This window comes from Nonomuraea sp. NBC_00507, assembly GCF_036013525.1.
Taxonomy (GTDB): Bacteria; Actinomycetota; Actinomycetes; order Streptosporangiales; family Streptosporangiaceae; genus Nonomuraea.
The window spans coordinates 10643304-10664328 of the sequence record NZ_CP107853.1 but is presented as its reverse complement, the minus strand read 5'-3'; the positions used below and the strand labels follow the sequence as shown (position 1 = coordinate 10664328).

20 protein-coding genes and 1 tRNA gene are annotated in these 21025 nt (G+C 72.1%); 18 read left to right on the top strand and 3 right to left on the bottom strand.

What is annotated here, in order from left to right; all coding sequences use genetic code 11:
* Positions 1-16: 16 nt before the first annotated feature.
* Positions 17-562, bottom strand: a complete 546-nt coding sequence (locus OHA25_RS51005) for a hypothetical protein (protein WP_327584075.1) — start codon at positions 560-562, stop codon at positions 17-19.
* A 146-nt stretch (positions 563-708) separates the two neighbouring features.
* Between OHA25_RS51005 and OHA25_RS51000 the strand changes: the two genes are divergently transcribed.
* The 9 genes from OHA25_RS51000 to nrfD all read left to right on the top strand — a co-directional run bounded on the left by OHA25_RS51000 (position 709) and on the right by nrfD (position 10109).
* Positions 709-805: transfer RNA gene (locus OHA25_RS51000), tRNA-Sec, on the top strand.
* A gap of 25 nt (positions 806-830) precedes the next feature.
* Entirely contained in the window at positions 831-2147 is a 1317-nt protein-coding gene (gene selA, locus OHA25_RS50995; RefSeq protein WP_327584074.1) for an L-seryl-tRNA(Sec) selenium transferase, read from the top strand.
* Entirely contained in the window at positions 2138-3934 is a 1797-nt protein-coding gene (selB, locus tag OHA25_RS50990; protein ID WP_327584073.1) for a selenocysteine-specific translation elongation factor, read from the top strand. Before selA ends, selB begins: the two co-directional genes overlap by 10 nt.
* Positions 3927-4451, top strand: coding sequence for an LLM class flavin-dependent oxidoreductase (locus tag OHA25_RS50985; RefSeq protein WP_327584072.1), 525 nt, complete (start codon positions 3927-3929; stop codon positions 4449-4451). Before selB ends, OHA25_RS50985 begins: the two co-directional genes overlap by 8 nt.
* A gap of 73 nt (positions 4452-4524) precedes the next feature.
* Positions 4525-5100, top strand: coding sequence for a hypothetical protein (locus OHA25_RS50980; protein WP_305915768.1), 576 nt, complete (start codon positions 4525-4527; stop codon positions 5098-5100).
* Positions 5101-5112: 12 nt separating this feature from the next.
* Positions 5113-7536: a formate dehydrogenase-N subunit alpha gene (gene fdnG / locus OHA25_RS50975; protein WP_327584071.1), complete on the top strand. Its 2424-nt coding sequence runs from the start codon at positions 5113-5115 to the stop codon at positions 7534-7536.
* Positions 7536-8384 carry a formate dehydrogenase accessory protein FdhE domain-containing protein gene (locus OHA25_RS50970; RefSeq protein WP_327584070.1) on the top strand — a complete coding sequence of 283 codons (849 nt, stop codon included), beginning with the start codon at positions 7536-7538 and terminating at the stop codon, positions 8382-8384. The genes fdnG and OHA25_RS50970 overlap by 1 nt, the downstream gene beginning before the upstream one ends.
* A gap of 2 nt (positions 8385-8386) precedes the next feature.
* A complete protein-coding gene (locus OHA25_RS50965; RefSeq protein WP_327584069.1) occupies positions 8387-9214 on the top strand; it encodes a 4Fe-4S dicluster domain-containing protein in 828 nt (275 codons plus the stop codon).
* Entirely contained in the window at positions 9207-10109 is a 903-nt protein-coding gene (gene nrfD, locus OHA25_RS50960) for an NrfD/PsrC family molybdoenzyme membrane anchor subunit (protein WP_327584068.1), read from the top strand. The genes OHA25_RS50965 and nrfD overlap by 8 nt, the downstream gene beginning before the upstream one ends.
* 5 nt (positions 10110-10114) lie before the next feature.
* Here nrfD and OHA25_RS50955 read toward each other — a convergent pair whose 3' ends face one another.
* Together OHA25_RS50955 and OHA25_RS50950 are read right to left on the bottom strand one after the other, a co-directional pair.
* Positions 10115-11074 carry an ABC transporter substrate-binding protein gene (locus tag OHA25_RS50955; protein WP_327584067.1) on the bottom strand — a complete coding sequence of 320 codons (960 nt, stop codon included), beginning with the start codon at positions 11072-11074 and terminating at the stop codon, positions 10115-10117.
* Between the two features lie 97 nt (positions 11075-11171).
* Positions 11172-11543, bottom strand: coding sequence for a winged helix-turn-helix transcriptional regulator (locus tag OHA25_RS50950; RefSeq protein WP_327584066.1), 372 nt, complete (start codon positions 11541-11543; stop codon positions 11172-11174).
* A gap of 77 nt (positions 11544-11620) precedes the next feature.
* On the opposite strand from OHA25_RS50950, the gene OHA25_RS50945 reads away from it, so the two are divergent.
* The 9 genes from OHA25_RS50945 to egtE all read left to right on the top strand — a co-directional run bounded on the left by OHA25_RS50945 (position 11621) and on the right by egtE (position 20964).
* Positions 11621-12460 (top strand): SDR family oxidoreductase, encoded by an 840-nt coding sequence (locus OHA25_RS50945; protein WP_327584065.1) that lies wholly within the window; start codon positions 11621-11623, stop codon positions 12458-12460.
* Between the two features lie 162 nt (positions 12461-12622).
* A complete protein-coding gene (locus OHA25_RS50940) occupies positions 12623-14425 on the top strand; it encodes an acyltransferase (RefSeq protein WP_327584064.1) in 1803 nt (600 codons plus the stop codon).
* Positions 14426-14534: 109 nt separating this feature from the next.
* Complete coding sequence (locus tag OHA25_RS50935) at positions 14535-15185, top strand: RNA polymerase sigma factor (protein WP_327584063.1); 651 nt, start codon at positions 14535-14537, stop codon at positions 15183-15185.
* 41 nt (positions 15186-15226) lie between these two features.
* Positions 15227-15466, top strand: a complete 240-nt coding sequence (locus OHA25_RS50930) for an anti-sigma factor family protein (RefSeq protein ID WP_327584062.1) — start codon at positions 15227-15229, stop codon at positions 15464-15466.
* Between the two features lie 152 nt (positions 15467-15618).
* Positions 15619-16773 (top strand): ergothioneine biosynthesis glutamate--cysteine ligase EgtA, encoded by a 1155-nt coding sequence (gene egtA, locus OHA25_RS50925; protein WP_442942243.1) that lies wholly within the window; start codon positions 15619-15621, stop codon positions 16771-16773.
* Entirely contained in the window at positions 16770-18065 is a 1296-nt protein-coding gene (gene egtB / locus OHA25_RS50920) for an ergothioneine biosynthesis protein EgtB (protein ID WP_327584060.1), read from the top strand. The genes egtA and egtB overlap by 4 nt, the downstream gene beginning before the upstream one ends.
* Positions 18065-18775, top strand: coding sequence for an ergothioneine biosynthesis protein EgtC (egtC, locus tag OHA25_RS50915; RefSeq protein WP_327584059.1), 711 nt, complete (start codon positions 18065-18067; stop codon positions 18773-18775). The genes egtB and egtC overlap by 1 nt, the downstream gene beginning before the upstream one ends.
* A gap of 15 nt (positions 18776-18790) precedes the next feature.
* Positions 18791-19771 (top strand): L-histidine N(alpha)-methyltransferase, encoded by a 981-nt coding sequence (gene egtD / locus OHA25_RS50910; protein WP_442941987.1) that lies wholly within the window; start codon positions 18791-18793, stop codon positions 19769-19771.
* Entirely contained in the window at positions 19768-20964 is a 1197-nt protein-coding gene (egtE, locus tag OHA25_RS50905) for an ergothioneine biosynthesis PLP-dependent enzyme EgtE (protein WP_327584058.1), read from the top strand. Before egtD ends, egtE begins: the two co-directional genes overlap by 4 nt.
* The last annotated feature ends 61 nt before the right edge of the window (positions 20965-21025 follow it).

The window sequence follows — 21025 nt, the reverse complement described above, 5'->3', positions numbered from 1 at the left end:
GTGCCGTGGCCCGGGGTCAGAGCCAGCTGACCCGCATGCTGGTGGCGGACCCGGCGTCCGGCGGGGTGCCCAGTTCCCCGGCACGGATGCGCTCCAGCAGCCGGCCGACGGTGTCGACGATCTCCGGAGCCCGGTCACGCAGCCCCGCCACATCCGCCGGCGACACCTCGCTCCGGTCGAATCCGACCTCCTCCAGTACCCCCTCCAGATCGGCCAGCCGCTCACTCAGCCACTTCAACGGCTCCCCGGACAACTCCGTGTCGAACACCCGCGGCCCCGGCTCCCACCCGTCGATGGACGGGTGATGATGGGTGCGATTGAAGCTCCCCGGCGGGCTGTCGACCGACTCCAGCAGGTCGATGCGCCAGAGCGGCCGATCCACGGTGATCGGCCGGGCCGAGTAGATGGAGCCCTTCAACTCGCCGGACTCGAGCCGGCGGATCTCCAGCCGCACGCCTCGCTCGGCGCTCTCCTGCCCCGGGATCGGGTCGGGGTCGACGAAGTAGATGTCGCTCACGGCCACGCCGATCCGCTCGAAGCCGAAGAGGTAAAGCACGGGCACCACGTCCTTCGCAGGTCTCGGTGGGAGGCTCTCCCCAACGTAACCCGGCAGGCCCGGCCGGTGAACGGCTGCCTTCCTTCACGGAGGTGGCACGATCCTGAAGTCCTCCGTCACCTGGACGGGTCATATCGTGAAATATTGACCTTGGAGGCGCTTGTGTTCTGGTGTGCACCCCGGTCTTCAAAACCGGTGGACGGCGCGCGGCGTCGTCGGCGGGTTCGATTCCCGTGCGCCTCCGTTCCAGTTTCCCCAAGGACACGAGGCCGCCATGGGCGATGATCCGCGCCGCCGGATCCCGCGTACCGACACCGTCCTGGCCGACCCCCGGGTGGTCGAGGCGGCCAGGGGCGCAGGCCGGGCCGTCGCCAAGGCCGCGGTTGTCGCCGCGCAGCAGCGGGCCAGGGAGGGCCGGATCGCACCGGAGGACGTCGTCGCGGCCACCGTGTCCGCCTTGACCGACGGCCCCCGCCGGGTGATCAACGCCACGGGTGTGCTCGTGCACACCAACCTGGGCCGGGCTCCGCTCTCGCCCGCCGCCGTCGAGGCGATGAGCACGGTGGCCGGGTGCACGGACGTCGAGTTCGACCTGGTGACGGGGGAGCGGGCGCGGCGCGGGCGGGCTGCGCTGGCCGCGCTGGCGGCGGCCGTTCCTGACGCGGAGGACGTGCACGTCGTCAACAACAACGCGGCGGCGCTGGTGCTGGCGGCGACCGCGCTGGCGGCCGGGCGGGAGATCGTCGTCAGCCGCGGCGAGATGGTGGAGATCGGGGACGGATTCCGCCTCCCCGACCTGCTCGAATCCACGGGCGCTCGGCTGCGCGAGGTCGGGACCACCAACCGCACCCATGCCCGCGACTACGCCGACGCCATCGGCGACGGAACCGGGTTCGTGCTGAAGGTCCACCCGTCCAACTTCCGCGTCGAGGGCTTCACCGCCGCCGCCTCGGTCGCCGAGCTGAGCACGCTGCCGGTGCCCGTGGTGGTCGACGTCGGCTCGGGGCTGCTCGCCCCGGATCCGCTGCTCCCGGACGAGCCCGACGTCGGCACGGCGCTGCGCGATGGCGCCGCGCTGGTGACGGCCAGCGGCGACAAGCTGCTCGGCGGGCCGCAGGCAGGGCTGATCCTGGGCCGCGCCGACCTGGTGCGGCGCCTGCGCCGCCATCCGCTCGCTCGCGCCTTGCGCGTGGACAAGCTGACCCTTGCCGCCCTGGAGGCGACGCTCCGCTCGGACCCACCGGTACGGCTCGCGCTGCACGCCGACCTCGACCGGCTACGCCGCCGTGCCCACCGCCTGGCCGCGCTCCTGTGCACGGGCGATCGGCACGATGGGCGCGAGCCAGGCGGGGCGGAGCGGGTGGCGTGTGAGGTGGTCGAGAGCGTGGCCGTCGTGGGCGGCGGGGGAGCACCCGGCCACGAGTTGCCGAGCGTCGCGCTCGCCCTGCCCGAACGGCTGGCGCTCCCGCTCCGCCTGGGCGCCCCCGCCGTGGTCGGCCGGGTGGCAGGCGGCCGGCTCCTCCTCGACCTGCGCTCCGTGCCGCCCGAACTGGACGAGGAGCTGACGGAGGCGGTGCGCGCATGTACGTGATCTCTACGGCCGGGCACGTCGACCACGGCAAGTCCACGCTGGTCCGCGCGCTCACCGGCATCGAACCCGACCGGTGGGCCGAGGAACGCCGCCGCGGCATGACCATCGACCTCGGCTTCGCCTGGACCACGCTGCCGTCGGGCCGCCGCCTGGCCTTCGTGGACGTGCCGGGGCACGAGCGGTTCGTCACGAACATGCTGGCCGGGCTGGGCCCGGTGCCGGCCGTGATGTTCGTCCTGGCCGCCGACCAGGGCTGGCAGGCCCAGTCCCAGGAGCACTGGGAGGCGATCGAGGCGCTCGGCGTGGAGCGGGGCCTGCTGGTGGTCACCCGGTGCGACCTCATGGATCCCGCGCTGGCGGTGGAGGAGGCCCGCGAGCGGATCCCCTCCTGGCCCGTCGTCACGGTGAGTGGCGCCACGGGCGAAGGGCTCGACGACCTGCGCCGCGGGCTCGACCTGCTGGTCTCCTCCCTTCCGCCGCCCGACCCCCGGGCGCCGGTGCGGCTGTGGATCGACCGGGCCTTCACGATCACGGGCGCGGGCACGGTGGTCACCGGCACGCTCGCCGCCGGCACGCTGCGGGCCGGTGACACCCTCGTCCTGGACGGCGAACGGGTACGGGTCAAGGCGGTGCAGGTCACGGGCGAGCCGGTGGACGAGGTCACGGCCACCGCCCGCGTCGCGGTCAACCTGCGCGGCGTCGAACGCGACCGCGTGCTCCGCGGCACGACGCTGCTCACGCCCGACGCCTGGATCGAGACCGGCGTGGTGGACGCGCGACTGGACGGCTGGCCGCCGCCGCGTGAGGCCGTCCTGCACATGGGGTCGGCCTCCGTGCCGGTACGCATCCGCCCCTTCTCCGATCGCACGAGGGCCGCGCGGCTGACACTGGCGCCGGCGCTCCCGCTGCGTGTCGGTGACCGGGCCCTGCTGCGCTGTTCAGGACGGCCGATCACGAGCGTGCTGGTGCTCGACGTGCGGCCACCGGAGCTGCGCCGCCGAGGCGCGGCCGCGGAACGGGCCGCGGAGCTCGCGCCTTTCGCCGTCCCCGCCGCGGAGCTCGCGCCCTTCGCCGTCCCCGAGCACCACGGCGGCCAGGCACGTGAGCCGGCGAGCCGGGTGCCCGATGCGGCCACCGTGCTGGGCTGGCGCGGGGTGGTGCGGCGGTCCGAGCTGGCCGCGATGGGGTGCGATCCGGGCGGGCTCGACGTGCCCGGCGCCGGTGACTGGATGGTCGACCCCGCGTCGTGGGCGAGCCTGGCGGAGCGGCTCAGGGCGGTTGTGGCCGAACAGCCGGGCATCCCGGTGGACGCCGCGCGCACCGCGCTCGGCCTCCCGGCGCGGGACCTGGTCGAGGCGCTGGTCGAGAGCTGCCCGCCGCTGCACGTGTCCGATGGCCGCATCGACGGCGAGGGCGTGCCGGCGGACGTCGTCGGCGCCGTCGAGCGGTTGCGTGCCGAGCTGGCCGGGGCGCCGTACCTCGCGCCGGAGGCGGCGCGGCTGCCCGAGCTCGGCCTCGGCAGGCGGGCGGTCGCGCTGGCCGCGCGGGCCGGACTGGTGTTGCGCCTCGCCGACGGTGTGGTGCTCCTGCCCGGCGCCGACACTGAGGCGGTACGGCTGCTGGCGAAGCTGCCGCAGCCGTTCACGGCGAGCGACGCGCGGGCCGCGCTCCAGACCAACCGGCGGGTCGTGATCCCGCTGCTGGAGCACCTCGACAGGCTCCATCTCACCCGCAGGATCGACGACCGGCTGAGGGTCGTCGTGGACAGGGAGCGGCACGATGACTGAGCGGGTGAAGGTCGGGGTCGTGCTGCCGAGGCCGTCGGACGATCCGGGGGAGTGGCTGTCCGACGCGGTGGCGTTCGAGGCGGCCGGGGCCGACGCCCTGTGGGTGGAGCACGGTGCGGCGCCGTCACTCGATCCGCTCACGCTGACCGCCGCGCTCGCCGCGCTGACCTACCGATCGATCCTGGTCGTGGCCGTGCCCCCCACTCCCGCGCCGCAGGTGCTGGCGACGGTGGAGCGGTTGAGCCGCGGACGGCTCACTCTCATCGCCGGTGCCGAGGCGGACGGGGAGAGCCGCGTGCGGCACAGCGGCGACGGCACGTACGAAGAGGACGGGGCAGGGCGGTGGGTGTCCGTCGCCGTGCCGCCCGGGCGGGCCGCCTGGCGGGAGACGCTGCGCCTGGCGGCCGAACGCGGCGATCACGGCGTGCTGGTGCCGGCCGATGCGAGACTGCTCGACCTTTTGCGCAACCCCGAGGATCCGGGCGGCCGCCACGACCTTCAACTGGCCCAGGGCTAGACGCACAGGGAGTCAGATCATACGGTGAACAAAAGGTTGGTACCCAAAGCTTCAGCTGAGGGGAGTTCCGGCCATGGAGGTCAGCCGGCGGCAGTTCCTGAGCATCGGACCGGCAGGGGTGCTCGGCGGCTCCGCCCTGGGATTCGACCTGACCGAGTCGATCAGGGTCAAGCAGCGGCTGCGCATCGAAGGGGCAACCCTCTCGCACTCGCTCTGCCCGTACTGCGCGGTCGGGTGCTCGCTCATCGCCCACACCAAGAAGGCCGCGAACGGCAAGACGGAGCTGCTGCAGATCGAGGGCGACCCGGACAGCCCGGTCAACGAGGGCACGCTGTGCCCGAAGGGCGCGACGTCGCTGCAGCTGGCCATCTCGCGCAGGCGGGTGCCGCACCCGCTCTACCGCGCGCCGGGAGCGGCGGAGTGGAAGCAGGTCTCCTGGGAGTTCGCGCTCGACCGGCTCGCCAGGAACATCAAGGCCTCGCGTGACGCCACGTTCGTCACCCAGGACGCCGACGGCAACGTCGTCAACCGCTGCGAGGGCGTCGCCTTCGCCGGCGGGGCGGCGTTCAGCTCGGAAGAGGGTTATCTCGCCACGAAGCTGATGAGGGGGTTGGGCCTGGTTCACCTCGAACAACAGGCCCGTGTTTGACACGGTCCCACGGTGGTCAGTTTGGCTGCCACGTTCGGCCGAGGGGCCATGACCAATCATTGGCGTGACATCAGGCACGCCGATCTGATCCTCGTCAACGGCGCCAACCCGGCCGAAGCCCACCCGGTGGGCTTCCGCTGGCTCATGCGGGCCAAGCTCGACCGAGGCGCGAAGATCATCCATGCGGATCCGCGGTTCACGCGGACCTCGGCGGTCGCGGACACGTATATCAGGATTCGGACCGGCACCGACGTGGCCTACTTCGGCGGCCTCATCAACTATGTGCTGACGAATCGGCTCTATCACGACGACTACGTCAGGTGGGCCACCAACGCCGGCTTCGTGGTCAAGGACGGGTACGCCTTCCATGACGGCATGTTCAACGGCTTCGACCAGGAGCAGGGCGTCTACAACACCAAGCTCTGGGCGTACGAGACCGATGACGAGGGCCACGCCAGGGTCGACCTCGACCACCCGCGCTCGGTGCTCAACCTGCTGCGCGCCCACTACCAGCGCTACGACCCCGACACCGTCGCCCGCATCACCGGCATCCCGCGCGAGCAGTTCCTCCAGGTGGCCAGGCAGGTCGGCGAGATGGGCCGCCCGGACAAGGTCATGACCATCGTGTACGCCGTCGGCCTCACCCACCACACCACCGGCGTGCAGCTCATCCGCTCGGGTGCCCTCCTGCAACTGCTGCTCGGCAACATGGGCCGCCCCGGCGGCGGCATGAACGCCGAACGCGGCCACGCCAACATCCAGGGCAACACCGACCACGCCATCTCCTGGGACATCCTGCCCGGCTACCTCCGCATCCCTGCCCCGGGTCAGGAGGACATCAACGCCTACCTGGGCGAGAGCGCCAGCGTCAAGCTGCACCCCAGGGCGGTGAACTTCTTCGGCGAGAACTACCGCCGCTACCTCGTCAGCCTCCTCAAAGCCTGGTACGGCGACGCCGCCACGAAGGACAACGAGTTCGCCTTCGACTACCTGCCCAAGCCCGCCGCCAACGCCTCCTGGATCTCGATCTTCGACCAGGCGCTGCGCGGCAAGATGCAGGGCATCATGTTGTCCGGGATGACGGCGACCAGCATCGGCCCCGACTCCAACCAGGTGATCCAGGCCCTGACGAACCTCAAGTGGCTGTGCGTGATGGACCCGTTCGCCACCACCAGCTCCGAGTTCTGGCAGGCCCCCGGCATGGACCCGGCGAAGATCCAGACCGAGGTGTTCATGCTCCCCGCCACCCACTGGATCGAGAAGGACGGCTCGTTCACCAACAGCGGCCGCTGGGTGCAGTGGAAGGACCAGGTGCTGCCGCCGGAGGGTGAGGCCCGGCACGACCACTGGATACTCGCCGAGCTGTTCCTGCGGGTCAGGGACCTGTACGAGGCCCAGGGCGGGAAGTTCCCCGACCCCGTGCTGAAGATGGCGCTGCCGTACGCCAACCCGCGCAAACCCGAGCTGGACGAGATCGCGCAGGAGATCAACGGCCGCGACCTGCGGACCGGCAAACGCCTGTCCACCTTCGTCGACCTCAAGGACGACGGCACCACCAGCGCGGGTGACTGGATCTACACCGGCCACTACCCGGAGGAGGGCAACCTGGCCAAGCGGCGCGACGGCGTGCAGGACCCGGCCAAGAACGACCCCAGCGGCATGGGCTTCTACCCGAACTGGGCGTGGAGCTGGCCCGCCAACCGCCGCGTCCTCTACAACCGCGCCTCCGCCGATGAGAGCGGGCGGCCGTGGGACCCGTCGCGCCCCGGCATAGCCTGGGAGAACGGCAAGTGGGTGGGCGACGTGCCCGACTACCCGCCGACGTCAGGGCCCGGCCCTGACGCGCCGCTGCCCTTCATCATGACGGGTGAGGGCGTGGGCCGCCTGTTCAGCAACGCGGTGGCGGACGGGCCGTTCCCCGAGCACTACGAGCCCATCGAGTCGCCCATCGCCAATCCGCTGCACCCGCAGGTGTCGGCGACGCCGGTGGCCTTCAGGTACGACGAGCGGGCCGGGCGGCCCAACCGGTTCGGCACGGTGGCCGACTATCCGTATGTGGCGACCTCGTACCGGCTGACCGAGCACGAGCACTACGTCACCCAGAACGTCGAGCACCTGGTCCAGCTGCAGCCGGAGGCGTTCGTCGAGGTGCCGGCCGCGCTGGCGCGCGAGAAGGGCATCTCGACGGGTGACCGGGTGCGGGTGTCGTCCCGGCGCGGCAAGCTCGAGGTGCGGGCGGTGGTGACCAGCCGGCTCGGGCCGCTCGACATCGACGGCCGCAGGGTCTACCAGATCGGCATCCCCATCCACTGGGGGTTCGTGGGCATCAACACCGGGCAGCACTGGCTGGCCAACGCCCTCACCCCGTTCGTGGGGGATGCGAGCGCGCGGACGCCGGAGTACAAGGCGTTCCTGGTGAACATCGAGAAGCTCTGATGTTCGCCAGGGACCGGGCACGGGCGGGGGAGCTGCGCGAGCGGTATCCGCACGCGGCCGAGGTGTTCGGGCTGTACCTGGCGCTGGTGGAGACGTGGGAGTCGGTGGGCGACCGCGTCCCGTCCGATGGGGCCGTGGAGTGGGCGCACGTGCACGTGCTGCCCCGCGTCATCGAGGCGACCGCCGCTCACGGCCCCCCGCTCCTGGCGGCCGCGGTCCGCATCGCCGTCGGCAACGGCCTCCTGGCCCCGGCCTCGCGCGCCGGCCCGCCCACCGCCCCCAACGGACCGCCCGGGACGGCCACGGGCTCGGGCGGCGGCGGCCTGCTGCACGCCTGGCTCGCGGGCGAGGAGTTGACGCCCATCGAGCGCTACCTCGCGCGCGCCACGCTACGTGTCGTCCCACTCGCCACGCCGCCCGCCCACGAAGCGGGGCGCTGTCCCGCGTGTGGCGGGGCGCCGCAGCTCAGCTACCGCACGGCCGGAGACGACCCGCTCGTCAGCGGCCGCCGCATGCTGCAATGCGCGCGCTGCGCCCACGAGTGGAGCTTCTCCGCCACCACCTGCCCCCAGTGCGGTGAGACCGGCAAACGCACCGTCCACGCAGAAGCCGCGACGTCCGGCGGCGAGGAACCGCGGGTCGGCCGGGGGATCGCCGCGGGCGACGCGTTGTTCCCTCACCTCAGCGCCGAATCGTGCGAGACCTGCCGCGGCTACCTCATCGACGTCGACCTCGGCCGCGACCCCCACGCCGTACCGCACGTGGACGAGCTGGCCGCCGTGCCCATCGACCTGCACATGGCCGACCACGGCTACACCAAGATCACGCCCAATCTGATGGGGTTCTGAAGATGCCGCACATCACACCGGGCCAGGCGTACGGGTTCTTCACCGACACCAGCGTGTGCATCGGCTGCAAGGCCTGCGAAGTGGCCTGCAAACAGTGGAACGAGCTGGAAGGCAACGAACCGTCGTTCCTGGACGGCTTCGACAACACCGGCAAGCTGGACGCCGAGAACTGGCGGCACGTGCAGTTCCACGACAACGTGCCCGACGAGAGCCTCACCACGGGCAACGGCAAGGCGTGGCTGATGATGTCGGACGTCTGCAAACACTGCCAGCAGGCCAGCTGCATGGAGGTCTGCCCGACTAACGCGATCATCCGCACCGAGTTCGACAGCGTCTTCATCCAGCCGGACGTCTGCAACGGGTGCCGCAACTGCATCGCGGCCTGCCCGTACGACGTGATCGGCGCCAGCCACGTGAACGGCATCGCGCAGAAATGCACACTCTGCTACGACCGCCTCCAGAACGACATGACCCCCGCCTGCGCCAAGGCCTGCCCCACCGAGTCGATCAAGTTCGGCCCGGTCTCGGAGCTGCGCCAGACGGCCGCCAAACGCCTGGAGATCCTGCACGCCCAGGGCGTCACGGAGGCCCGCCTGTACGGCCACGACGAGAAGGTGTACGGCGGCCTGAACGCGTTCTTCCTGCTCATGGACCGGCCGGAGAAGTACGGCCTGCCGGACGAGCGCAACGCGGTCCCGCCCAGCCGCAACAACGCCGGCGGCTACCTGACCGCCGCGGTCACCGCGATCCTGGGCGTCCTCGGCGGCCTGATCGCGCTGCGCCACCGCAAGGAAAAAGTGACGGGGGCCGAGGGAGAGAGCGATGGATGACGTCCAGCACTTCGCCGGCCCCCCGGACTGGCTGTGGTACATCCTGGCCTACTTCTTCCTCGCGGGCCTGTCCGGCGGCTCGTACGTCCTGGCCACCCTGCTCAGGCTCCGCAACGCCCCCGGCGACGAGCCGATGGCGAGGATCGGCTACTACATCGCGTTCCCGCCGATGCTCATCGCGCCGCTCTTGCTCGCGCTCGACCTCGGCCAGCCGTGGCGCTTCTGGCACATGATGTGGAACACCACCCCAGGCCACCCGGGGCTCAACTTCAAATATTGGTCGCCGATGTCGATCGGCTCCTGGGCTCTGGTCGTGTTCGGCGCGATCACCACGGTCTCCTTCGCCGCCTCGCTCGTCCGCGACGGCAAGCTGCGGTTGCCGCTCGTGCGGTGGCTCGACAACCGCCCCTTCACCATCTTCGGATCGCTGTTCGGCCTGTTCATCGCCGGCTACACAGGCGTGCTGCTGTCGGTGTCGAACCAGCCGGTGTGGAGCGACACCTGGGCGCTCGGCGGGCTCTTCCTCGTCTCCGGCCTGGCCGGCTCGGCCGCGCTGATGCTCCTGCTGGCCCGCTACCGCCCGGAGGCGCGCCCGAGCGCCGGGATGTTGTCGGTCTCCGAGCGGCTGTACGCGCTGCTGGAACTGGCGCTGATCGTGGTGTTCGCGGTGACGTTGTTCGCGGCGGGCACCCAGGGCATCGTGTTCGGCCTGCCCTGGCTCGTGCTGTGGCTGGTCGCCCTCGCAGGCCTGGCCCCGGGCCTGTACGGCCTCGTCACCGAACGGCTGTCGGCGGACGGCGCGGCGGCCGTACGTCATTCGCTGGCCGTGCCCCTGCTGGTGCTGGCCGGCGTGCTGGCCCTGCGCGCCGCCGTCATCTTCAGCGTCCAGGTGTGACGGCGTCAGGGGGCGAGGACGGTTTTCACGTCCAGGTGGCGATGGACGAACCCGTGCCGCAGCATGAGGTCGGCCACCCGCTGCAGCCCCTGCGGGTCCACGGCGGTGGGGTAGGCGCCCAGGGACGTCTGCGTGGCGGTCGCCGCGTCGATCTTCACGTACGTCGGCAGCACCGCCTCCACCTCTTTGCGGTCGCTCGTGGCGAGCCGCTGGGCCTTGGTGAAGGCACGTTGGAAGGCGGCCAGCGTCTGCGGGTTCTGCGTCACCCAGTCCTCGCTCGCCATCCAGCCGCCCACCGGCCAGTCCGTGATCCGGCCCGCCATGGTGTCCGCGACCCTGCGCAGCTTGGCCCGCGACTCGCCGGAGGTGAGGAACGGCTCGGCCGCCCACGCCGCGTCCACGTGCCGCGCGGCGAGTTTGCTCGGCATCTCGGGGAAGGGCACCTCCACGAACATGACGTCGCGCGCCTTCATACCGGCATCCCGCAACATGGCGGTGATGATGAGCGCGCTCAGCCCGTTGAGGTTGTTGATTGCGATCTTCTTGCCCTTGAGGTCCTTCACCGATTCGATCTTCGCGCCGTCCCTGGCGACGAGGCCGAAGGAGTCCGGTCCGGCCTGGGACATGGCCCCGACGACCTTGAACGGCATGCCCTTGTCCCCAGTGAAGAACGTGGTGACGTAGTCGGTCTGCGCGAGATCCAGGGCGCCGGCCTGCAAGGGCGGCGCCGCCGCTCCACTGCCCGTCACGACCACCGGCTCGACGGTCAGCCCTTCCTGCGTGAAAAACCCCTTGTTCAGCGCGATGAACAGCGGCGCCACCTCGGCGGTCGGCACGATGCCCACCTTGATGGTGTCCTTCTCGAGCACCGGCTTCGGCGGCGGCGTCTCATCGGCGGCGCCGGAGCACGCCGCTGTCACGAGGACCAGGGCCAGGGCGGCTAAGCCGCGGGTGACGCGTCGCATCGTGGGAGCTCCTCCGCGAGTCGGCAGTGCCAGCAGGGGAGCGTACCTGATGAAGATCGCTTCCGGGGGCGAAACATGTGGTTCTGCGCGGCTGGCGCTAGCGACCCTGATAGGTCTCGCGGGCGGACATGACGTCGGGCATGCGGCCCTCCACCCAGGTGATCAGCGGGATCAGATATTCGGCGGCTTCGCGGCCGAGCTCGGTGAGGCTGTATTCGACCCTGGGCGGGATCGTGTGTTCTGCCTTCCGTAGCACCATGCCGTCGCGTTCGAGGGTCTGGAGGGTTTGGGACAACATCTTCTCGCTGACGCCGTCGACGCGACGGCGCAGCGCGTTGAACCGGTAAGGCCCTTCGTACAGGGCCGTCAGCGCCAGGATCGCCCAGCGGCCGGTGATCGACTCCAGCACCGAGCGCGAGGTGCACCGGCGCGAGAAGACGTCGGCCACCAGATTCTCGAAGTCCTCCATAGAGGTCAGCTTACGCGATCGCAGCACTTTCTGATAGAAAGTGCTAACCGAACTACCTGTACTGAGGGAGAGTAACCATGATCGTCGTGACAGGGGCTAGCGGACACCTGGGCCGGCTGGTGATCGAGGAGCTGAAGAAGCGGGTTCCCGCCGAGCGGATCGTCGCGGCGGCGCGTACCCCCGAGAAGGTCGCCGACCTCGGCGTCGAGGTGCGCGAAGCCGACTACGACCGGCCGGAGACGCTGAAGGGCGCGCTGGGGGACGCCACCAGGGTCCTGCTCATCTCGGGCCTGGACGCCAACCGAGCGCAGCAGCACGCGGCCGTCGTGGACGCGGCCAAGGAGGCCGGGGCCACGCTCGCCTACACCAGCGCGCCCAACGCCGACCTCACCGAAGCGGCCCTCGCCGCCGACCACAAGGCGACCGAGGCGTACATCACGGCGTCCGGGGTGGCGTACACGTTGCTGCGCAACAACTGGTACCACGAGAACTACGAGCAGTCGATCACGATCGCTCCCCAGCTGGGCGCCGTGTACGGCGCCGCCGGCGACGGCAGGATCGCCGCGGCCTCGCGCGCGGACTACGCCGCCGGTGCGGCCGCCGTGCTGGCCGGTGAGGGCCATGAGGGCAAGGTGTACGAGCTGTCCGGCGACATCGCCTGGACACTCGCCGAGCTGGCCGCCGAGATCTCCGCGGTCACCGGCAAGGAGATCACCTACCAGGACCTGCCGAAGGACGACTACGCGGGCGTCCTGGCCGGCGCGGGCGTGCCGGCTCCGATGGCGGGGGTGCTGGCCGACGTGGACGTCCAGATCTCCCGTGGCTGGCTCGCCCAGACGCCCGGCACCCTTCGTGAGCTCATCGGCCGCCCCACGCAGCCGATCGGCGAGTACGTCAGGACCCTGCTCGGCCGCTGATCACGCGACAGCGCAGCCTCCTCTTCGGCCTCGGCCGGCACCTCCAGGCAGGCCGGCCGAGCGCTGGTCTTCTCCGCGTCGTGCCGGTCGGGCAGGTCGGCCGGCACGACCGCCGGGCCGGTGGTCGATGATGCTGGGGACGACGGAGAGGATGCTGATCACATGAGCGAGTTCGACTTCTGCCCGTGGTTGTTCTGGGCCCATGCGACCGAGGAGGACCGGCAGGCCCAGGCGGACCACGTGGCGGGGTTGCGCGGCCTGATGGAGCTGGAGGCGCCGGAGAAGGTGTTCATCTCGCCGCTGGCGGCCGTCTACGCGGATCGGCTCACCCTGGGGGAGCGCAGCTACATCGCGGCCCACGTGTACGTCACGGACGACGTGGTGATGGGGGACGACTGCACGCTCAACCCGTACTCGGTGGCGCGCGGGCGTGTGGTGCTCGGGAACGCCGTGCGGGTGGGGGCGCACACCTCCCTGCTCGGCTTCAACCACGGCGCCGCCCCGGACCGGCCGGTGTTCCGGCAGGCGATCACGTCGAAGGGGATCCGCATCGGCGACGACGTGTGGATCGGGTCGAACGTGGTGGTGCTGGACGGGGTGACGATCGGCGATCACGCCGTCGTCGGGGCGGGCGCGGTGGTCACGAAGGACGTGCCCGCCTGGGCCATGGTCGCCGGCAACCCGGCCCGCCTGATCCGCGACCGCCGCACCCCACGCCCCACCGCCCCGGCCCCAGACACGGCGGACCGCCACACCCCAGACGCGGCGGACCGCCACACCCCAGACGCGGCGGACCGCCACACCCCGGGCGCGGACGCCGTCCTGCCGGATGACGTCGCGAGCTCGGGCCAGGCCGCTGTCACGCGTGCGGCCGGGCACGGCGCTGCGAAGGAAGCGGCTGGGCACGGCGCTGGGAAGGGAGGCGACCTGGAGCGGCTGCTCGCCGAATTCGCCGACCGGGCCAGGGACCAGGCCGAGGCGGTGCTGCGCCGCTGCTGGACGGGCGAGCGCTACGTGGACCGCCCGGACGCCGAGCCGACCGTACGGGCCTGGTGCGACGCGGTCGAGATCGCCGACCTGTTGCTCGGCGGCCCGCCCCCGATCCCCGCGCGGGACGAGATCGTCGGGTTCCTCCAGGACCGGCAGGACGCCGCCACCGGCCTGGTCCCGGAGCTCGGCGACACAGGAACGCCGGCGCTCGACGGGGCCGCCGCCTACCACGTGCTCTGCGTCGGCTATGCGCTCGACCTGCTCGGCGCCCGCTTCCGCCACCCGGTCCACGCCGTCGCCGGCCTCGGCTCCCAGGACCTGATCGCCGCCCTGGACGCCCTCGACTGGAAGCGCAAGGCGTGGACGGCCGGCTCGTGGGTGGACACCGTCGGGACCGGCCTCTACCGCAACCTCGCCGACTTCGGCCTGCGCGGCGAGATCGAGACCCTGTACGGGTGGCTCCTGACGAGGTGCTCGCAGGCCCACGGCATGTGGGGCGAGCCGGACGCCGACGCGGGCTGGCTGCAGGTGGTCAACGGCTTCTACCGGCTCACGCGGGGGACGTTCGCGCAGTTCGGGGTGCCGCTGCCCTACCCCGAGCGGGCTGTCGACACCGTGCTCGCCCAGGCGCGCGACCCTCGCCACTTCGGCCCGGACACCGGGAACGCCTGCAACGTGCTCGACGTCGTCCACCCGCTCTGGCTGGCGGGCAAGCAGACGCGGCACCGCCGCGAGGAGGGCGCGGCCTGGGCCAGGGAGCTGCTCATTCGCGCGGTCGGCGGCTGGCAGGACGGCGCGGGCTTCAGCTTCGCCCTGACCCGGGGGAGCGGCGCGACCCGCACGCCGGGACTGCAGGGCACCGAGATGTGGCTGGCCATCATCTGGCTGCTCGCGGACCATCTCGGGGTCTCGGACGCGCTCACCTACCGGCCTCGCGGCATCCACCGCCCGGAACCGGCCATCCAACTCCGCTGACTCCGCGCGGTTTCCTCACCGCTGTGCCGCCCGCAAGATAGGGGGAGCAACGACGGCTCCGGCGGCCATGTGATGATGTCCCCAAGCGGCACGGGGGAGGAAAACGATCGTGGGGTCTTTCGCGGGCAGCACGCTGCCCCCGGATGACATCGTCGTCTCGGCTCTGCGGGCGGGCGATGAGGCGATGTTCGCGGCGTTGCTCGACACCTGGTCGCGGGGCATGCTGCGGGTGGCCAGGACCTACGTGTCCACCGACGACTCCGCGGAGGAGGTGGTGCAGGACACCTGGCTGGCGGTGATCGGCGCCATCGACGGTTTCGAGGGCCGCTCGTCGGTCAAGACGTGGGTTTACCGCATCCTGGTGAACACGGCGAAGAAGCGCAGCGTGCGGGAGAGTCGTACACTGCCGTGGAGCGCCCTCGAACTGGACGCCGGACCGACCGTCGATCCCTCGCGGTTCCACGGTACGGACGCCGCCCTGCCGGGAAGCTGGAAGGAGTCGCCCGCGGTCTGGCCGACCCCGGAGAGCCAGGCGCTCGCCGCGGAGGTGCGCGGCCTCATCGGAGAGGCTCTGGCCGGGCTGCCGCCGCGGCAGCGGATCGTGATCACGCTGCGTGACGTGGAGGGGTGTACCTCCGAGGAGGTCTGCGAGATCCTGGAGATCTCGGCAGCCAACCAGCGGGTCCTGCTGCATCGCGCGCGTGCGGTGGTCCGCGGGCGGCTGGAGGACTACTTCGAGTCGGTGAAGCAGGCAGAATAGGTGAAGCGGTTCATATCGCAGAGGGTAAGGCGGGCAACGTCGTGAAGCGGTTCACGTGCGGCGAACTGGTGGAAGTCATCACCGCCTACCTCGACGACGCCCTCGACCAGCCGTCCCGTGCCGGGATCGAGGTCCATCTGTCCTGCTGTGAGGACTGCGGGCACTACGTCGACCAATTCCGCTCGACCATCCGGGCCCTCGGCGACCAGCCTCCCGAGAAGTTGTCGCACGGCACGCGGGAGCGGCTGATGTCCGCCTTCAGGAGCCGGCGACCCGCCTGAGAATTCTCCTGTAACGCTCGCGTGGCTCGCGGGTCTGTAGACCCATGCGCCACGTGACGATCGGGCCGACGCCACCCCAGGACGACTCGGAGGCCCAGGAGGCCTCCGAAGCGGCGGACAGCGCGGACGCGCCGCTGGAGGACGCCTCGGAGGTGGGGGATTACGCCCGCCGGTGCTTCCGTGCGGGCGGCGGCGATCGGGTGGGTGTCGAGCTGGAGTTTCTCGTCTTCGACCGGGCCGACGTCGCCAGGCACGTGCCGCTGGAGCAGGTCGCGCGGGCGTTGCCGCCGCTGCCCGGCGGGAGCCGGGTGACGTTCGAGCCGGGCGGCCAGCTGGAGCTCTCCGGGCCCGCGGGGCCGCTGTCCGGCGCGATCGACGGGCTCACCGCCGACCTGGCCGTCGCCCGCCGCGCCCTCGAGGCCGCGGGCCTGGCACTGGCGGGCGTGGGCCTCGATCCGGTGCGCCCGCCCCGGCGGCAGTTAAGCCTGCCCAGGTACGAGGTCATGGCGGAGTTCTTCGGCGGTCCCTACGGGCCGTTGATGATGTGCTCGACGGCCTCCATCCAGGTCAACCTGGACCTGGGATGGCGGCCGGAGACCCGCTGGGAGCGGGCGCACCTGCTGGGCCCCGTCCTGACCGCGGCCTTCGCCAACTCCCCGCTCAGCGGCGGCCGCCCGTGCGGCTGGATGTCCGGCCGCCAGGCCGTGTGGGACAACCTCGACCCCACCAGGACGGCCCCCGTACCCGTGTCCGGCGACCCGGCCGCGGACTGGGCGGACTATCTGCTCGACGCCCGGCTCATGCTGGTGCGGGAGGACGGGGACCGCTGCCGGCCGGTCCGCGACGGCTCGACCTTCCGCGACTGGCTGGCGACCGGCGAGCCCACCGCGGCGGATCTGGCGTACCACGCCACCACGGTGTTCCCTCCGGTACGCCCCCGCGGCTGGCTGGAGATCCGCTACCTCGACGCCCAGCACCCGGCGACCTGGCCGGTGTGCGTGGCCGTGACCTGCGCGCTCATCGCCGACGACCGGGCCGCCGACGCGGCGCTGGCCGCCGCGGAGCCGTACCGGGAGATGTGGCCGGAGGCCGCGCGGTGCGGGCTGGCAGACCCGCGGCTGGCCAAGGCCGCGGAGGCGTGCTTCCGCGCCGCGCTCGAGGCGCTGCCCCGCCTCGGCGCGACGCCCGCTCTGGTCGGCGAGGTGGCCGCCTTCGCCGACCGGCACGTGACACCCGGCCGCTCGCCGGCGGCCGACCTCATAGACCTGGGCCCCCGGGCCTGGCTGACCGAAGGGGGACGAGTGTGAACGACTTCAAGGAACGCATCGCGGCCGAGCTGATCGCGGTGCGCGACCGGTCGCTGACCTACACGGAGGCGGACGACGATGTGCTCGTCCACCAGCACTCGCCGCTGATGTCGCCCCTGGTGTGGGACCTCGCGCACGTCGGCAACTACGAGGAGCTGTGGGTGCTGCGGGCGGCCGCGGGCATCACGCCGCTCCGGCCCGAGATCGACGACATCTACGACGCCTTCAAGACGCCGCGCAAGGACCGGCCCACGCTGCCGTTCCTGCGCCCGGCCGAGGCCCGCGACTACATCGGCGGCGTACGCGGCCGCGTGCTCGACGTCCTGGACGCTGTCGACCTGGAGGACCCGAGCCCGCTGCGCCGCGACGGGTTCGTGTTCGGCCTGGTGATCCAGCACGAGCACCAGCACGACGAGACCATGCTCGCCACGCTGCAGCTGTCGCGGCGGCCCGGCATGGTGCGGGACGGCGCCCTGCCGCCCGGACGCGCGGCGGGCGCGGAGGAGGTGTACGTCCCCGCCGGCTCGTTCCTGATGGGCACCGACACCCTGCCCTGGGCCTACGACAACGAACGCCCTGCCCACCGGGTCGACCTGCCCGCCTACTGGATTGATCGGCTGCCCGTCGGCAACGCCGCCTACGCCGCGTTCATCGAGGACGGCGGCTACCACGACCCGCGCTGGTGGACGCCCGAAGGCTGGCGGTGGCGGCAGAACAGCGGCGTCTTCGCCCCGCTGTTCTGGGTCAAGGACGGCGGCACGTGGTGGCGCAGCCGTTTCGGCCGCACCGAGCCCGTGCCGATGGACGAACCCGTCCAGCACGTGTGCTGGTACGAGGCCGATGCCTACGCCCGCTGGGCGGGCAAGCGGCTGCCCACCGAGGCGGAATGGGAGAAGGCGTGCGGCTGGGACGCCGCGGCGGGCCGGGCCCGCAAGTACCCGTGGGGCGATCAGGATCCCACGCCGGAGCTCGCCAACCTCGGGCACCGGGCGGCCCGGCCCGCGCCGCTCGGCGCCTACCCCGGCGGGGCGAGCCCGTACGGGGCCGAGCAGATGGTCGGAGACGTGTGGGAGTGGACCGACACGTGGTTCGGCGGCTACCCCGGCTTCAGCGCCTTTCCCTACCGCGAGTACAGCGAGGTCTTCTTCGGCCGCGACTACCGCGTGCTGCGTGGCGGCTCGTGGGCGGCCGACCCCGCCGCGGTCCGCACCACGTTCAGGAACTGGGACTATCCGATCCGCCGGCAGATCTTCACCGGGTTCCGCTGCGCCCGCACCGCGGAGCAGCGCTAGTGTGCCGCCACGCGGCCTGGCTCGGCGCGCCGAGACCCGCCGCCACGCTGATCCACGAGCCCGAGCACGGCCTGCACGCTCAGTCGTACGCGCCCCGCCGGCAGCGGCACGGCACGGTCAACGCCGACGGCTTCGGCATGGGCTGGTACGACCCGGACCGCACCGAACCCATCCGTTACCGCCGTTCGATCCCGATCTGGGCGGACGCCAACCTGCCCGCGCTCGCGCAGGTGGCCCGCTCCGGCTGCCTGCTGGCGGCCGTCCGCTGCGCCACCTCCGGCATGCCGGTCGAGGAGAGCGCCACCGCGCCCTTCACCGACGGGCCGTGGCTGCTCAGCCACAACGGCCGCGTCGCGCGGGAGGCGGTCAGGGACCTCGCCGACGAGGCCGAGAGCGCCTGCGACTCCGCCTGGCTCGCCGCCGCCGTGTTCCAGCGGCTGCGTACCGGGCTCGGCCTCGGCCAGTCCCTCGCCGAGGTCGTCGTGAAAGCCGGGGCGAGGGACCCCGGCGCCCGCCTGAACCTGCTCGCCTGCGACGGCGGGTCGCTCGCCGCGACCGTCTGGGGCGACACCCTCTTCGTCCGCCCTTTAGAGGACGGCGTTCTCGTGGCGAGCGAGCCGCTTGACGACCTGCCCGGATGGCAGGCCGTGCCGGAGCGGAGCCTGCTGCTCGCCACCGCCGCCGACGGCGTACGCGTCCAGCCCTTGTGACTACTGGGAGATCTTGTGCCTATCAGCCAGTCCACCGTGCGGTTGATCAACCATCTTGACCGCGACTACCTGCGCAACGCCCTCGAACACGACGTCAGAACCGGCCTGACCGCGACCCCCAAATGGCTGCCGCCCAAGTGGTTCTACGACGAGGTGGGCAGTGACCTGTTCTCTCAGATCACCCGGTTGCCGGAGTACTACCCGACCCGGCGCGAGCTGGCCATCCTCCGTGCGCGGGCCGGCGAGCTAGCGGCGGCCAGCGGCGCGGACACGCTGGTCGAGCTGGGGTCGGGGACCAGCGAGAAGACCGTCCTGTTGCTCGACGCCCTCACCGAGGCCGGGACACTGCGCGGCTACACGCCGGTGGACGTGGACGCGGTCACGTTGCGGTCGGCGGCGCACCGGCTGGCAGAGCGCTACCCCGGGCTCGCCGTGCAGGCCGTGTGCGCCGACTTCGAACGTCATCTGCGCCTGCTGCCACGTACGGGGCGGCGCATGGTGGCCTTCCTGGGTGGCACCATCGGGAATCTGGATCCCGCCGCCCGCGAGGTCTTCCTGAAGGAACTGCACGACAACCTCAGCCCCGGTGACACCTTCCTGCTCGGGGCCGACCTGGTGAAGGACCGGGGACGGCTGGTCGCCGCCTACGACGACACGGCCGGCGTGACGGCCGCCTTCAACCGCAACGTGCTGCACGTGATCAACCGGGAGCTGGACGCCGGCTTCGAGCCGGACGCTTTCGAGCACGTCGCCCTGTACGACGAGCGTAACGACTGGATCGAGATGCGGCTGCGTGCCTCCAGGGCCATGCGGGTGCGAGTCGGCGGGCTCGGGCTGGCCGTGGACTTCGCCGAAGGGGAGGAGACGCGTACCGAGATCAGCGCCAAGTTCCGGCCGGACGGCCTGCGCCGCGAGCTGGCGGCGGCGGGGTTCGCGGTGCGCCGCTGGTACACCGACCCGGCCGGCGACTTCGCCCTCCTCCTGGCCGAGGCGTGACCCGGGAGGAGACCACAGCGGGCTGGGAGACGGCGGAGACGGTCGCGAAGGCGTGGCGGGCGGCGCGATCCGTCGTGCCGCCGGGGCTTCTGGACGCGGCCGGGTGCAACGTGCCCAGCGACCGCACGTTCGACGCCGTGGTCGCGCACCTGCGGCTGGAGCGCGAGCTCGGCGGCTACGCGGCCGAGCCGGACCTCACCCCGGCGCGGTCGGCGCTGGCCGACCTGGTCGGGGCAGGGCCCGCCGACGTCGCGTTCGCGGAGAGCGGGACGGCGGCGATGGCGGCGCTGCTCGGCGGCTGGCGGCTGCCCCCGGGCAGCCGCGTCGGCTTCGCCCGCACGGAGTACGGCAGCACGCTGATGCTGCTGCGCCGCCTGGCCGCGGAACGCGGCTGGAAGCTCGTCGAGCTGCCCGTGGACGACGACTCCCGCATCGACCTGGACGGGCTGCGGTCCGTGCTTGCCGCGGGGCTGGACCTGGTCAGCGTGGTGCACGTCGCCTCGCACCGGGGCGTCGTGCAGCCTGCCGCGGAGATCGGCGCCCTGTGCCGGGCCGCGGGGGTGCCGCTGGTGCTGGACGTCTGCCAGTCGCTCGGCCAGGTGCACGCCGGCGGCGTGGGCGCGACCGCCTATGTGGGCACCTCCCGCAAGTGGCTGGCCGGGCCACGCGGGGCCGGCTTCCTCATCGTGCCCGGCCTCACAGCGGAGATGGACGCCGCCGTCCCGACGCTCGGCGGCCACGTGTGGACGGCGGGCACCCCGGCGCGTCGTGCGATCCCGGACGAGCCGTCGCCGCGGCCCGGCGCGATCCGCTACGAGGGCTCGGAGGGCGGGATCGCGGCGCGGATCGCGCTCGGCGTGGCGGTCCAGGAACACCAGGCCCTCGGCCCGGCCGCCGTCCACGCCCACCTGGCGGGCCTCGGCGGCCTGGCACGGCGCGTGCTCGACGGCGCCGGCGGGTGGCGGGTGGTCGAGCCGCTCGACGAGCCCTCCGCCCTCGTCACCCTCAGACCGCCACAGGGCGGGTCGGCCGATGACGTCAGGTCGCGGGCGGCCCGGGCCCGCCTGCTCGTGGGCGCCGCCCCCGTCGCCCGGGCTCCCCTGGATCTGCGCGAGCCCGTCCTGCGCGTGTCCCCGCCCCCGGGCACTCCCGCGGAGACGCTTCACGCACTCGCCCGCCTCCTGGAGACCTGACCACGGTGCCGTCACGCGGCGCCGGCCAGGACGCTCGGCCGGCCGCGTGGCACGTCCTCGC